Origin of the sequence: Streptomyces sp. NBC_01198 (assembly GCF_036010485.1) — a bacterium.
In the GTDB taxonomy this organism is placed as follows: domain Bacteria; phylum Actinomycetota; class Actinomycetes; order Streptomycetales; family Streptomycetaceae; genus Actinacidiphila.
In genome coordinates this window covers 4,435,984-4,449,232 of record NZ_CP108568.1, presented here as the reverse complement: position 1 = coordinate 4,449,232, position 13,249 = coordinate 4,435,984, and the positions used below count along the sequence as shown (strand labels likewise).

Below are 13,249 nucleotides of genomic sequence, written 5' to 3'. Positions count from 1 at the left end.
CGGCCATGGTGCGCGTCCTGCGGCCGGGCCGCCAGCGCTGTCCGCCGGACGGGGCATGCGCCGGGGGCGGGCAGGCAGCGCGCGAGCGCCGCCGCCACGGCCGGAGACCGCGCTACGCCCGCCGCGAGGTGCGGCGGGCGTACCGGTCGGTCCTGCCGGTCCGGGAAGGTCAGGTGCCGTAGACCTGGAACTCCCAGAGCGAGTAGCCGTACTGCGTGGTGCGGGCGGTGCCGTTGACCCTGACGTAGCGGCCGGTGCCGGTGACCGGAAGGGTCTGGACGCCGCCGGTGCTGGTCGTGGTGCTGTAGACGGTCGTCCAGTTAGCGCCGTCGGACGAGGTCTGGATCTGGTACGCCTTGCCCGCCGCCGCCTCCCAGTTGAGGACGACCTGGCTGATGCTGTGGCTCGCGCCGAGGTCGACCTGCAGCCACTGCGGGTCGGAGAAGGCGCTCGACCAGCGGGTGCCGGTGTTGCCGTCCACCGCGTTCGAGGCGGTGAAGCTGGCGTTCTCCGAGGACGAGGCGGTCGCCGTCTTCCCCTGCGAGAGCAGGGTCGCCGTGCCGCCGCCCGGGTCGCCGCCGCCGGAGGACGGGGTGCCGTACAGCGCGAGTTCGTACAGCGAGTCGCCGTACTGCGAGGCTCTGCTGGTGGCGTAGACCCGCACATAGCGGGCGGTTGCCGACAGGTTGGTGTCCTGGAGGTCGGCTGGGCTGTTGTTGTTGGTGTAGACGGTGGTCCAGGTCGTGCCGTTGGTGGACGTCTGCAACTGGTAGGCGGATGCTGCCGCCGCCTCCCAGGTGAGCGTCGCGTGCGTGAGGTCGTAGTTCTGGCCGAGGTCGACCTGGACCCACTGCGGGTCGGAGAAGCCGCTGGACCAACGGGTGGTGATGTCGCCGTCCGTGGCGTTGGACGCCGGGAAGGTCGCGCTCTCGTTGGACGAGGACGTGGTCGGCTTGCCCTTGGCGATGTTGGTGCCGTGGTCGGGCGACTTGTTGTAGACGGCCACGTAGTCGACGTTCAGCTGGCCGCCGGAGACGGTGGCGGCGTTGGGGCCGCCGCCGAAGGCCGCCGGGAAGCCGCCGCCGATCGCCAGGTCGAAGATGATGTAGAAGCTGTGGTCCACCGCGTTGGCCCAGGCCGCCGCGTCCACCTGGTTGGAGCTGAGCGTGAAGTAGTTGGCGCCGTCCAGATACCAGCGGATCTGCTCGGGCGAGGTCGAGCGGTCGACCTCCACCGCGTAGGTGTGGTAGCCGGTCTGGCAGCCGGAGCAGGCGCGTTCGCCGCTGCCGACGCCGCTGGTCTCGTTGCAGGGGCCGCCGGAGCCGACACCGCAGTGCAGGGTGCCGAAGACGGAGCTACGGCCGTTGATGTCCTCCAGGATGTCGACCTCGCCGGACCCGGGCCACGGCACGCCGACCCGCAGCGGCGAGCCGAGCATCCAGAACGCCGGCCAGTAGCCCGCGCCGTTGGCGGTGGTCACGTTGGGCTGCTGGATGGACGCCTGCATCCGGACGACGCCGCCCGGCTGCGCGCCGAAGCCGTCGGCCTGGGTCTCGACCCGGCCCGAGGTCCAGTTGGCGGCCGGGTCGGTGCCGGTGTGCAGGGCCTTGAGCACCAGGTGGCCGCTGCCGTCCTGGTAGACGTTGGCCGTGCTGTTGGTCATCGTCTCGATCTCGCCGGTGCCGAAGGTCCAGCCGGCGCCTGCGTCGTAACGCCAGGTGTCGGTGTTCAGGCCCGTGTTGGCGGCACCGTTGAAGTCGTCGCTCCAGGTGGTGGTGAAGCCGGCCGGCGCGGCGGGCACGGCGGCGGGCTGTACGGCGGCCGGCTGGGCTGCGGGCTTCGCGGCGGCGGCCTTAGCGGCCCCGGCGGACGCGGGCACCGTGACCTTCGCCGACGCCGACGCCGACGCCTGGCCGGAGCCGGCCAGTGTGACGGTCGCCACAGCCGCGGCGGCCAGCAGACCGATCCCGAACCGCCTGAGCGGTCCGCGGCCCGGCGGCCGCAATCGCTTGCCTCTGATCGACATGCGGTCGTACTCCTTCTCCTGTGGGGGGTCGGTACCGCAACTGGCCTTGCCGCGTTACCGGGTTGGGGGGAGGTGAGAGCGCTCTCAGGAGAGTCTTCCCCCGCCCTCCGCGGTGTCAAGAGAACCGGCAACGTTTACGGAACTCATGCGTCTGCCGAAACGTCCACGGGGTAGGAATCGGCCCAGCGCGACTTCCGGATCGGGTGCGTGTCCCGCGGCGAGCGGTTCCCCGTCCCGGATCCCCCGCGGGGGGCCGCCGGCGGGCACCCCCGCCGACCGCCGGCCCACGGCTGACGGCACCCCGGCTGCGTCGCGCCGGGAGACGTGACGTATCAGTCATGCAACAGCCGCAACCGTGGACCGGGGATGCGGTCTCCTAGAGTGCGACCTTTGCGGAAATGGGGAGACACGAGTGATGACGGAGCACACGGCGGCCGACACGGCCACCAGGGTGGAGGAGGCGGCGCCGGGCAGCCGGGGCGGCCGAGGTGCCTGGGGCATACGCGGCGCACGCGGCAGGAGAGGGCTGATGGCGCTCGCGCTGGGCGCCGTCCTGCTCGGCGCCGCGGCCTGCGGGGGCAACTCGGGCGGGAGTTCCGCCGGCTCGCAGGACGGTAAGAACGGCAGCTCGGCCAACGGATCGGCGGCGTCCGACGCCTCGCAGGCGACGGTCACCGTGCTGCCGAAGAACGGCGCCACCGGTGTGGACACCGCGGGCGCGCTGAAGGTCTCGGCCGCCAAGGGCAAGCTGACCAAGGTCGCGGTGACCGCGCAGGACGGCACCGCCGTCGACGGCGCGATATCCGCCGACGGCACCAGCTGGACGCCGAAGGGCAACCTGCGCACCCACACGAAGTACTCCGTCACCGCCACCGCCACGGACACCGCGGGCAAGGCCGCCAGCCAGCAGTCGTCGTTCACCACCCTGAAGCCGGCGGGCTCCGCCGCCAACTACGGGGTCTTCAACGTCGACCAGGGCGCGACCTACGGCGTGGGCATGGAGGTGTCGATCCGCTTCAACAGGTCCGTCACCAACCAGGCCGACGTGCGCCACGCGATCAGCGTCACCACCACCCCCAGCGTCCCGGTCGAGGGCCACTGGTTCAGCGCCCAGCGGATCGACTTCCGCCCCCAGAACTACTGGGCCCCCGGCACCAAGGTCACGCTGCACCTCAAGCTCGACGGCGTGAAGACGTCCAAGACGAGCTACGGGCAGCAGTACAAGGACGTGTCCTTCACCATCGGCCGCTCGCAGACCTCGGTGGCCGACAACAAGGCGAAGACGCTGACGATCTACCGCGACGGCAAGCACCTCAAGACCTACCCCGCCAGCCTCGGCGACCCGCAGCACACCACCTACAACGGCAAGATGGTGATCGAGGAGAAGGACAAGGTGGTGGACATGGACTCCCAGACCGTCGGTCTGGGCAACGCCTACCACATCAAGGACGTCCCGCACGGCATGCGGCTGTCGGACTCCGGCACCTTCTCGCACGGCAACTACTGGCGCCCCGCCTCCGTCTTCGGCCACCAGAACACCAGCCACGGCTGCGTCGGCCTGCGGGACGTCAAGGGCGGCAACGACCCGAGCACCCCGGCCGCCTGGTTCTACAACAACTCGCTGATCGGCGACGTCATCCAGGTCGTCAACTCCCCCGACAAGGTCATCGCCCCGAGCAACGGCCTCAACGGCTGGAACATGTCCTGGTCGCAGTGGGTCGAGGACTGACCGACCCCCGCTCGTCGCACGCCCCGCAGGCCCCGACCGCTTCCACCGCGGTCGGGGCCTGCTGGCGTACGCGGTCCCGCGGGCGGGCCCGAGGCCGCGGGCCAGTAGGCACCCAGGGTGACTGTCCCTGGGACTGATAGTCCTGCGAGCTATGCTGGGAGATGTGAAGTCGCAGCCACTCCTCGGGCACCCCGCGTGCCTGCTGACCCAGCTCGACGTCCATGTGCAGGAGCAGGTCACCGCCCTGCTGACGCCGCTGGGCATCAGCCCGCGCCAGTACGGCGTCCTCAGCCTGCTCAGCGAGCAGGACGGGCTCAGCCAGCACGAGCTGTGCCGGGCACTGAACATCCACCGCAATGTGATGGTCGACCTGGTCGACGAGCTGGAGGCACGCGGCCTGGCCCAGCGTCGCCGCCATCCCGCTGACCGCCGCGCCCACGCCCTCCACCTGCTGCCGGCCGGCCGCCAGCTGCACGCCGAGGCCGAGGCGCTGCTCGACCGCTTCGAGGCGAAGCTGCTCGGCGGCCTCGACGTGGACGAGGCGACGGCCTTCGTCGCCCTGCTGCAGCGGGTCAGCGTCGACGCCGGGCTGATCACCCTCACCCGCCCGGGCATCACCGGCCCCTGACACCCGACCGCACCGGCGAACGCCGCCTTGCGCCGGGGCAGCGGCTCAGGCGGTGGCCGCGTAGGCCGTGACGTGGTCGATCCGCACCCTCAGGAAACGGAAAAGGTGCGCTCGCCGTGTTGCCGAGGCAATCCTAGCCTGAGGCAACGGCGGAAATGAGGGCAAATGTCACGAACCGACGAGACGGTACGCCCGGCGCTCCAGGCGGCCTGGGACCGGCCGGAGGTCGACGTCACGCTTCGCGTCAACGGCGGCAGGCACCGGTTGCGGCTGGACGCGCGGGTCACCCTGCTGGATGCGCTGCGTGACCACCTCGGCCTCACCGGGGCGAAGAAAGGCTGCGACCAGGGTGCCTGCGGGGCGTGCACCGTGCTGCTCGACGGCAAGCGGGTGGTGTCCTGCCTGGTGCTCGCCGCCCAGTGCGAGGGGCGGGAGGTCACCACCGTCGAGGCCCTTTCGCAGGGCGACGAGCCGCACCCGGTGCAGGCCGCCTTCGCCCGGCACGACGCCTTCCAGTGCGGTTACTGCACTCCCGGCCAGATCATGTCGGCGGTCGCGCTCATCGCCGAGGGGCGGGCCGGCTCCGACGAGGACGTCAAGGAGTTCATGAGCGGCAACCTCTGCCGCTGCGGCGCCTACCCGAACATCCGGGCCGCCGTGCGCGACGCGGCGGGAGGGTGACATGCGGCCCTTCGCGTACGTGCCCGCGACCGGCGCGGAGCAGGCCGTCGCCGCCGTGACGGGCGACCCCGGCGCCTCCTTCCTGGCCGGCGGCACCACCCAGCTCGACCTCATGAAGGACGGCGTCCTCGGACCCGACCGGCTGGTCGACATCAGCCGGCTGCCGCTGCGCGGCACCAGCGCCGGTGAGACGGCCCTGCGGGTGGGGGCGCTCACCACGATGGAGGAACTCGCGGCCGACCCCGTCGTCGTCCGCCGGCTGCCCTTCGTCCGTGAGGCGCTGCTGCAGGGCGCGTCGGTGCAGCTGCGCAACCTGGCGACCATCGGCGGCAACCTCCTGCAGCGGGCCCGCTGCCGCTACTTCAGGGATCCCGCGGTCGCCGCGTGCAACAAGCGCTCGCCGGGCTCCGGTTGCGCCGCCATCACCGGCGTCCAGCGGATGCACGCCGTGCTCGGCACCAGCGAGCACTGCATCGCGCTGCACGCCTCGGACCTGGCGGTGCCGCTGACCGCACTGGACGCGGTCGTCCACGTCCAGGGCGTGGGCGGGACGCGCAAGATCCCGCTGAACCGGTTCTATCTGCTGCCGGGGGCCACCCCGCAGGTGGAGAACGTGCTGGAGCACGGGGAGATGATCACCGCCGTCGAGGTGCCGCTGCTCCCCGAGACGGCCGCGTCGCACTACCTCAAGGTGCGCGACCGGGCCTCGTACGAGTTCGCCCTGGCGTCGGCCGGCGTCGCCCTGGTGATCGAGGACGGCCTGATCCGGCAGGCGCGCGTCGCGCTCGGCGGGGTGGGCACCGTCCCCTGGCGGGCGTGGGACGCCGAGGAGATCCTGCGCGGGTCCCCGGCCGACGCCGGGGTCTTCCGGGCCGCGGCGGACGCCGCGATGGCCGGCGCCCGGCCGCTGCCCGGCACGGAGTTCAAAGTCGATCTGGCCCGCCGCACCCTGGTGCGGGCCCTGGAGACCGTCGCGGGAGCGCACTCATGACCACCCTTGACGCGGGCAAGGTGATCGGCGCGGGCATCGACCGGGTGGACGCGCTGCCGAAGGTCTCCGGCACCGCCCACTACGCCAACGACTACGGGTATCCCGGCATGGCGCATGCCGCGCTGGTGCGCAGCACGGTGGCGGCAGGGCGGATCCGCGGCATCGACGCCTCCCGCGCGGAGCTGGCGCCCGGCGTCCTCGCGGTCATCTCCCATCTGAACGCGCCACGAATCCAGCCGGGCCCGATGACGCTGCTCGGCCCCTCCCCGCCCGCCCCGCTGCAGGACGACCGCGTCCTGCACCACGGCCAGCACGTCGCCGTGGTGGTGGCCGACACCGCGGAGCAGGCCAGATACGCCGCGACGCTCGTCGAGGTGGCCTACGAACCGGCCGAGGCCCGGCTCGGCATGACGGACCCGGACGCCGAGGTCGTGAGCAACCCCTGGGACCTCGACCAGCGACGCGGCGACGTGGCGGCCGGTTTCGCCGCCTCCGACGTGGTGGTCGAGGCGACCTACACCACCCCCGACAACACCAACAACCCGCTCGGGCTGATGGCCACCGTCGCGCTGTGGGACGGCGACGCGCTCACCGTCCACGACGCCACCCAGTGGACGCACAACGTGCGGACCACGCTCGCCACCGCCTTCGGCGTCCCCGAGAGCGGCGTCAGGTGCCTCACGCCTTACGTCGGCGGCGCGTTCGGGGCGGGGTTGCGGGTGTGGCCGCACGTCATCCTCACCGCGCTCGCCGCCCGCGAGGTGCGCCGGCCGGTCAAACTGGTGCTCACCAGGCCGGAGATGTTCACCTCGGTGGGCCACCGCCCGGACAGCGTGCAGCACGTCAGGATCGGCGCCACCCGCTCCGGTGACCTGATGGCGGTCCAGCACGTGAGCACGTCGTCGGTGGCGATGGAGGACGACGACTTCGAGCCGGTCTCGCTCGGCTCCGCCGTCTCCTACGCCTGCCCCAACGTGCTGACCCGCGACAGCCAGGTCCGGCTGAACATCCCCTGCCCGGGGTCGATGCGCGCCCCGGCCGAGGGCCAGGGCAACTTCGGCCTGGAGTCGGCCGTCGACGAACTCGCCTACGCCCTCGGCATGGACCCGCTCGAACTGCGGCTGCGGAACTACGCGGAGACCGATCCGCGCTCCGGACTGCCCTGGTCGAGCAAGGCCCTGCGCGAGTGCTACGAGGAGGGCGCGCGCCGCTTCGGCTGGTCGCGCCGCGACCCGGAACCCGGGTCGATGCGGGACGGCCGCTGGCTGGTCGGCTACGGGGTCGCCGGCGCCTCCTACCCCTACTACCAGGTGCCCTGCCAGGCGCGCGCCTCGATCCGCCGGGACGGATCGGCGTACGTGCGCAGCGCGGCCACCGACATCGGGACGGGCACGTACACCGTCATGACCCAACTCGCGGCGAACCTGCTCGGGTTGGAGACGTCCCGGGTGCGCTTCGGCCTCGGCGACTCGGACATGCCCTACGCACCGCAGGCGGGCGGCTCGGGCCTGACCGGGGCGCTCGGCAACGCCGTGCACACCGCCTGCGAGCGCCTGGTGAAGGACTTCCTCGACGTCGTCCGCGACGACCCGGACTCCCCGCTGCGCGGCGCCACCCTCGCCGACGTCACCGTGGGCGGCGGCCGCATCCACCGCACCGGGGCGGCCGACCAGGGCGAGTCGTACGCGGAGATCCTCGCGCGGCACGGAATCGAGGAGCTGAGCGCCGACGGGCGCAGCACCCCGCCGGACGCCGAGCACCTCGGGATGTCCACCGCCGGGGCCTTCGGGGCGAAGTTCGTCGAGGTCAGGATCGACCCCGACATCGGCGTGCTGCGGGTGGCCCGGGTCGTCTCGGCGGTCGACGGCGGCCGGATCCTCAACCGGAAGACCGCCACCAGCCAGATCATCGGCGGGACCGTGGGCGGCATCGGCCAGGCGCTGTTCGAGAACACCGAGACCGACCAGCGCACCGGCCGCATCGCCAACGCCACCTTCGGCGACTACCTGATCCCGGTGAACGCCGACATCCCCGACATCGAGGTGGTCTTCGTCGGCGGCTCCGACCGGGCAACGCCGGTGGGGACGAAGGGAGTCGGGGAGGTCGGACTGGTCGGCACCGCCGCGGCCGTCGCCAACGCGGTCCACCACGCCACCGGGCGCCGGCTGCGGTCGCTGCCGCTCACGATCGAGCAGCTGCTCCTCTGACCGCCATCAGCAGGGCCGCGGGGACCACGGACGCCGCCACCGCGACAGCCGCGCACGCCGCGACCGTGCCGCCGAGCGCCTGCCAGGGCAGCACGAGGGGCGAGTGCACGCCCAGGCCCGCCAACGCGGCCCGCATGCCGGCCAGGTCGAGCAGCGCGACCGGCAGGCCGAGGACGGCGCCGACGGCCACCACCAGCAGCGACTCGGCGGCCACCAGGCGCAGCACCTGGAGGCGGGTGGCGCCGGACAGCCGCAGCAGCGTGAGGTCGCGGGCGCGGGACGCGGTGGACATGGCCAGGGCGGCCGCCAGGGCGAGGGCGGCGTAGGCCAGGGCGATGCCCAGCGTGAGGGCGAGGCCAAGCCGTGTCGCCGCGGTGGTGTGCGGGGCGGTGGCACGGGCCCAGGCCGCGCCGGTGCGTATCTCCGCGCCCGCGACCGCCCGGTGCAGCGCGGCCGTGACCGCCGCCGGGTCCGCGGCCGGGGCCAGCCGGAAGCGGACCAGGGTGGGGGCGGCGCCCCGCGGGCTGTTGTGCGGGGTCAGGTAGACGCCGTTGCCGCCGGTCCCGGTCGCCAGCACCGCGGCGACCCGCAGGGTGCGGCGAGTGCCGTCGGCGAGCCACACGGTGACGCGGCAGCCGACGGTGTGCTGCTGCCATTCGGCGTTGACGACGATGGAGTCGTCGTCCAGGTCCGCCAACCGCCCGGCGACGAGCGGGAGTCGGGCCGTGCCCGGCAGGGTGGCCGGATCGACGGCCCAGGCGTCGGAACGGATCAGGGCGACGCCGTCCTCGCGTGTGAAGACGGTGCCGGTGGTCACCGCCGAGGCCCGGGCCACGCCCGGCACCGCGCCGGCCCGGGCGAGGGCCGCCGCGTCCAGCCCGCCGGCCGCGGTCAGCACCAGGTCGGCCGTCGTCGCCCGGCGGATCTCCGCGGACTTGGCGGCGTTCACCGTCGCCACCCCGCCCAGCAGCGACCCCGCCAGCGCCACGGTGACCAGCACCGGCCCGGCGACCGCCGCCGTGCGCCGCACCGCCGCGGCGGCCTGCTCCCGTACGAGCATGCCGCGTACAGCCAGCAGCCGCACCAACGGGCGCACCAGCGCGGGCGACAGCAGGGACACCGCGCTGATCAGCAGCATCGGGCGGCTGACGTACGACTTGCGGTGCAGCAGGTCGGAAGGGTCGCTCGTGAGCGTGTACGCCGCCAGGGCCAGCGCGCCCAGCAGCAGGGCGCCGCCCGCCACGGCCCGGCCCGGGGTGAGCGCGCGGCGGTCGGCGTCCGCCGCGCGCAACGCCTCCGCCGGCGCGGTGCGGCCCGCCCGCCAGGACGCGGCGACGCTGCCGCACAGGGCCGCGGCCACGCCGGTGGCGAAGGACACGGGGTACGGCCACAGGTGGGTGTGGCCGCTCACCGTGTACCAGCCGGGCGCCAGACCGCCGTTGACGGCCCAGCGGGCCAACAGCCGCGCGCCGTACGCCCCGCCCAGACCGCATCCGGCGGCGGACGCGGGCAGCGCGAGCAGCAGCGACTCGGCCAGCACCGTGCGGCGCAACTGGCCCGGCGTCGCGCCGATCGTGCGCAGCAGGCCGAACTCGCGGCGGCGGCCGGCCACCGACAGGGCCGTCGTGGACGACACGACGAAGACGACGACGAAGCCGGTGACGCCGGCGGACGTGCCGAGCACGACGGCGAGCGGGGTGAGGTCGTCCTGCCGGCCGCCGGGGTCCGCGGCGCGCAGCCCTTTGCCCCTCAGGACGGTGGCGCCGCCCTCCCGCGCGACCAGTGCGCTCACCCTGGCGGGGTCCGCCTGCACCGCCAACTGGCGCAGCGGCGGGTCGATTTCGGCGGCGCGGGCGTCGGTGAGGAACAGGGAGTCCTCGGTGGCGGGTGCGAGGGTGCCCACGATGTGCAGCGTGCCGCTGCCCGTCCTCACGGTGGCGCCGGGCGCCGCCCAACCGCCCGCGACGGCGGCCTCGTTCGGGGCGGTCGGGGCGCGGCCCGCGCTGAGGTGGTACCCCGCGAGGGCCGCGGTGCTCCAGGGGTGCCCCTGGATGTCCCCCGGGACGTGGTCGGCCCGCACCGGGAAAGTGCGGTCCTCGACGGTGGGGCCCAGCGCCTTCAACGCGCCCACCAGGGCGCCGGGCAACGGCACCGGCTCCGGCAGCCGCGCGCCCCGGGTGCCGCTGACGTGCAACACGTCCAGGCCCCGGACCACGGTCCTGGCCGCGGCCAAGCGCTGCGGCGCGCTCGGTGGGGGGCCGTCCAGGGCTGCGGCCAGGGCGAGGGTCGTGGCGCTCAGGAGGGCGGCGCCCAGCATCGCGGCCAACAGGTTGGCAAACGCGGCGATCTTTTGCGCCGTCGCGGCGCGGGCGTTCCACATGCGGGGGTCCTTCCGCTCTCGATCCGTCTCGCCGGTTGCGCCGGCATCGCGTCTTCCCCCCGGGGGCCGGGGGGGCTGCCACTTGCGGTGGGTCCGCTGCCTGCGGCTGCGCCGTGGCTTGTCGCGCAGTTCCTCGCGCCCCTGGGTGGGTGCCACTTGCGGTGGGTCCGCTGCCTGCGGCTGCGCCGTGGCTTGTCGCGCAGTTCCCCGCGCCCCTGGGTGGGTGCCACTTGCGGTGGGCGCGCACCTTTCCCCCGGTGGGGGCCGAGCGCGCAGTTCCCCGCGCCCCTGGGTGGGTGCCACTTGCGGTGGCGTTGCGGCTTTCGCCTCGTCGTGGTTGCGCGCGCAGTTCCTCGCGCCCCTCAGGGGGTGACCTCTGCGCGGAGGGTGCGCGTTTTTCAGGGGCGCGGGGAACTGCGCGCTCGGCCCCCACCGGGGCGCGGGCGAAATGCCATCGCAAGGGGCCGTCACCCCGGGGGCGCGGGGGAGAGGAGGCGGCCGGAGGTCAGGGTGAGGGTGGTGTCGGCGTGGGCGGCGGCCGACGGGTCGTGGGTGACCATGACGACGGTGTGGCCCTCCGTCGTCATCTGGCGGAGGAGGCCGAGGACTTCCTCCGCCGTGCGCGCGTCCAGCGCCCCCGTGGGCTCGTCGGCGAAGAGGACGTCGGGGTGGGTGGCGATGGCGCGGGCCAGGGCGACGCGCTGTTGCTGGCCGCCGGAGAGGGCCGCCGGGCGGTGGTGGGCGCGGTCGGCGAGGCCGACCGCGGCCAGGGCGGCGCGGAGTTGGGCGGGGGCGGGGCGGCGGCCCGCGAGACGGAAGGGCAGGGCGACGTTCTGCTCGGCGGTGAGCGCGGGCAGCAGGTTGTAGGCCTGGAAGACGAAGCCGACGCGGTCCCGGCGCAGCCGGGTGAGCCGGGACTCCCGCAGCCGGGTGATGTCGGTGCCGCCGATGAGCACCGAGCCGGAGGTGGGGCGTTCCAGGCCGGCCGCGCACTGCAGCAGCGTCGACTTGCCCGACCCGGAGGGCCCCGTGACGGCGGTGAAGGTGCCGCGCCCGAAGCTCAGCCTCACCCCGTCGAGGGCCGTCACCGTACGCCCGCCGACCCGGTAGCTCCGGCGCAGGTCCCTTACTTCGACCACGTCATCGTTCATGCCGGCAAGCCAACCGCCGGGAGCGGCGGCCGGCATCAGGGCGGGGGCGAGTCCTGGGGGTATGCCTGGCACCACCCCGAGGGTGGGGCCGGCCAGATCGCCGCCGGTGCGGGACGGCTCCTACCGTGGGCGGCATGCGCGGTGAGCGGAGTGTGTGGCAGGCCCTGGCCAGGCGCGGCTTCCTGGTGTCGGGGTGGCCGTGGCGGGCGGCCGGGTATCTGGCGGGCGGGGTGCTGACGGGGGCGCTGACGCTCGCCGCGCTGGCCGCGGCGCTGCTGCTCGGCGGCGCGCTCGCCGTCGTCGTGGTGGGGCTGCCGGTGCTGGCGCTGGCGGCCCTCGGCGGGATCCCGGTGGGCGCGGTCGAGCGGCGCCGGCTGCGGCTGGTGGACGCCGCGCCCGTACCGTCCCCGCACCGGGGTCCGGCCGAGCCGGGGTTCGGCAGCTGGGCGCGTGCCCGCTTCCGGGAGCGGGCGACCTGGCGGGAGCTGGGGTACGCCGCCCTGCTCGCGCTGGTGCTGTGGCCGCTGGACGCGCTCGTGCTGACCGTGGGCGTCGTGGTCCCGGCCGCGCTGCTGGCGGCCCCGGTCGCGATGGCGGTGAACGGCGGCGAGACGAAAGTGCTCAAGGCGTGGACGGTCGACGGCTGGCCGTCCGCCGCGGTGACCGCCCTGGCGGGGCTGCCGGCGCTGGCCGCCGGTGCCTACCTGGTCGGCGTGGCGGCCGGCACGCGGGCGGCGGCGGCCCGCGGCCTGCTCGTACCGGCCGACGCGGACGCGCGGATCACCGAGCTCACCCGCTCCCGGGTGCGGCTGGTGGACGCCTTCGAGGCGGAACGGCGGCGGATCGAGCGCGACCTGCACGACGGCGCCCAGCAGCGCCTGGTCGCCCTGACGATGACGCTGGGCCTGGCGCGGCTCGACGCGCCGCCCGGGCCGCTGGCCGAGCAGCTGGCGAAGGCCCACGAGCAGGCGGGTGCGGCCCTGGCGGAACTGCGCCGCCTGATCCACGGCATCCACCCGCAGGTGCTGGCCGACTACGGCCTCGCCGCGGCCGTCGCGGACGCCGCCGACCGCTCCCCCGTCCCGGTGGACGTCGACCTCGACCTGCCCGTACGCCTGCCGCAGGCGGTGGAGGCGGCGGCGTACTACGTGGTGTGCGAGGCGCTGGCGAACGTCGCCAAGCACAGCGGCGCCACCCGGGCGCGGGTCAGCGGCGGCCACCGAGGCGGGCGGCTGACCCTGACCGTCCACGACGACGGCCGCGGCGGCGCGGCGGCGGCGCGCGGGCCGGACGCGCACGGCAGCGGTCTGACCGGGCTGGCGGACCGGGTGTCCGTGGTGTCCGGCACACTGGCCCTGGCCAGCCCGCCGGGCGGCCCGACCCGACTGCGTGTGGAGATCCCGTGCGAACCGACGCCGACGCCACCGCCGCAGCGGGCGGCACCGCGCTGACCGTC

At 74.3% G+C, this 13,249-nt stretch carries 9 protein-coding genes; 6 read left to right on the top strand and 3 right to left on the bottom strand.

Going from position 1 to position 13,249, the window contains the following annotated elements:
• Window positions 1–169: 169 nt before the first annotated feature.
• Window positions 170–2,026 (bottom strand): galactose-binding domain-containing protein, encoded by a 1,857-nt coding sequence (locus OG702_RS20020; RefSeq protein WP_327290273.1) that lies wholly within the window; start codon window positions 2,024–2,026, stop codon window positions 170–172.
• Between the two features lie 415 nt (window positions 2,027–2,441).
• On the opposite strand from OG702_RS20020, the gene OG702_RS20015 reads away from it, so the two are divergent.
• The 5 genes from OG702_RS20015 to OG702_RS19995 all read left to right on the top strand — a co-directional run bounded on the left by OG702_RS20015 (window position 2,442) and on the right by OG702_RS19995 (window position 8,262).
• Window positions 2,442–3,755: a L,D-transpeptidase gene (locus tag OG702_RS20015; RefSeq protein WP_442814481.1), complete on the top strand. Its 1,314-nt coding sequence runs from the start codon at window positions 2,442–2,444 to the stop codon at window positions 3,753–3,755.
• Between the two features lie 163 nt (window positions 3,756–3,918).
• Entirely contained in the window at window positions 3,919–4,383 is a 465-nt protein-coding gene (locus OG702_RS20010; protein WP_327290272.1) for a MarR family winged helix-turn-helix transcriptional regulator, read from the top strand.
• A 165-nt stretch (window positions 4,384–4,548) separates the two neighbouring features.
• A complete protein-coding gene (locus OG702_RS20005) occupies window positions 4,549–5,064 on the top strand; it encodes a (2Fe-2S)-binding protein (RefSeq protein WP_327290271.1) in 516 nt (171 codons plus the stop codon).
• Between the two features lies 1 nt (window position 5,065).
• Window positions 5,066–6,055: an FAD binding domain-containing protein gene (locus tag OG702_RS20000; RefSeq protein ID WP_327290270.1), complete on the top strand. Its 990-nt coding sequence runs from the start codon at window positions 5,066–5,068 to the stop codon at window positions 6,053–6,055.
• The gene (locus OG702_RS19995) at window positions 6,052–8,262 is read left to right on the top strand and encodes a xanthine dehydrogenase family protein molybdopterin-binding subunit (protein WP_327290269.1); all 2,211 of its coding nucleotides are present in this window, start codon (window positions 6,052–6,054) and stop codon (window positions 8,260–8,262) included. The genes OG702_RS20000 and OG702_RS19995 overlap by 4 nt, the downstream gene beginning before the upstream one ends.
• Here the strand turns inward: OG702_RS19995 and OG702_RS19990 are convergent.
• Both OG702_RS19990 and OG702_RS19985 read right to left on the bottom strand, forming a co-directional pair.
• Window positions 8,237–10,642, bottom strand: coding sequence for an FtsX-like permease family protein (locus tag OG702_RS19990; RefSeq protein ID WP_327290268.1), 2,406 nt, complete (start codon window positions 10,640–10,642; stop codon window positions 8,237–8,239). The genes OG702_RS19995 and OG702_RS19990 overlap by 26 nt on opposite strands.
• A 467-nt stretch (window positions 10,643–11,109) precedes the next feature.
• A complete protein-coding gene (locus OG702_RS19985; RefSeq protein WP_327290267.1) occupies window positions 11,110–11,793 on the bottom strand; it encodes an ABC transporter ATP-binding protein in 684 nt (227 codons plus the stop codon).
• Window positions 11,794–11,927: 134 nt separating this feature from the next.
• Here OG702_RS19985 and OG702_RS19980 point away from each other — a divergent pair, with 134 nt between their 5' ends.
• Window positions 11,928–13,244, top strand: coding sequence for a sensor histidine kinase (locus tag OG702_RS19980; RefSeq protein WP_327290266.1), 1,317 nt, complete (start codon window positions 11,928–11,930; stop codon window positions 13,242–13,244).
• Window positions 13,245–13,249: the final 5 nt, after the last annotated feature.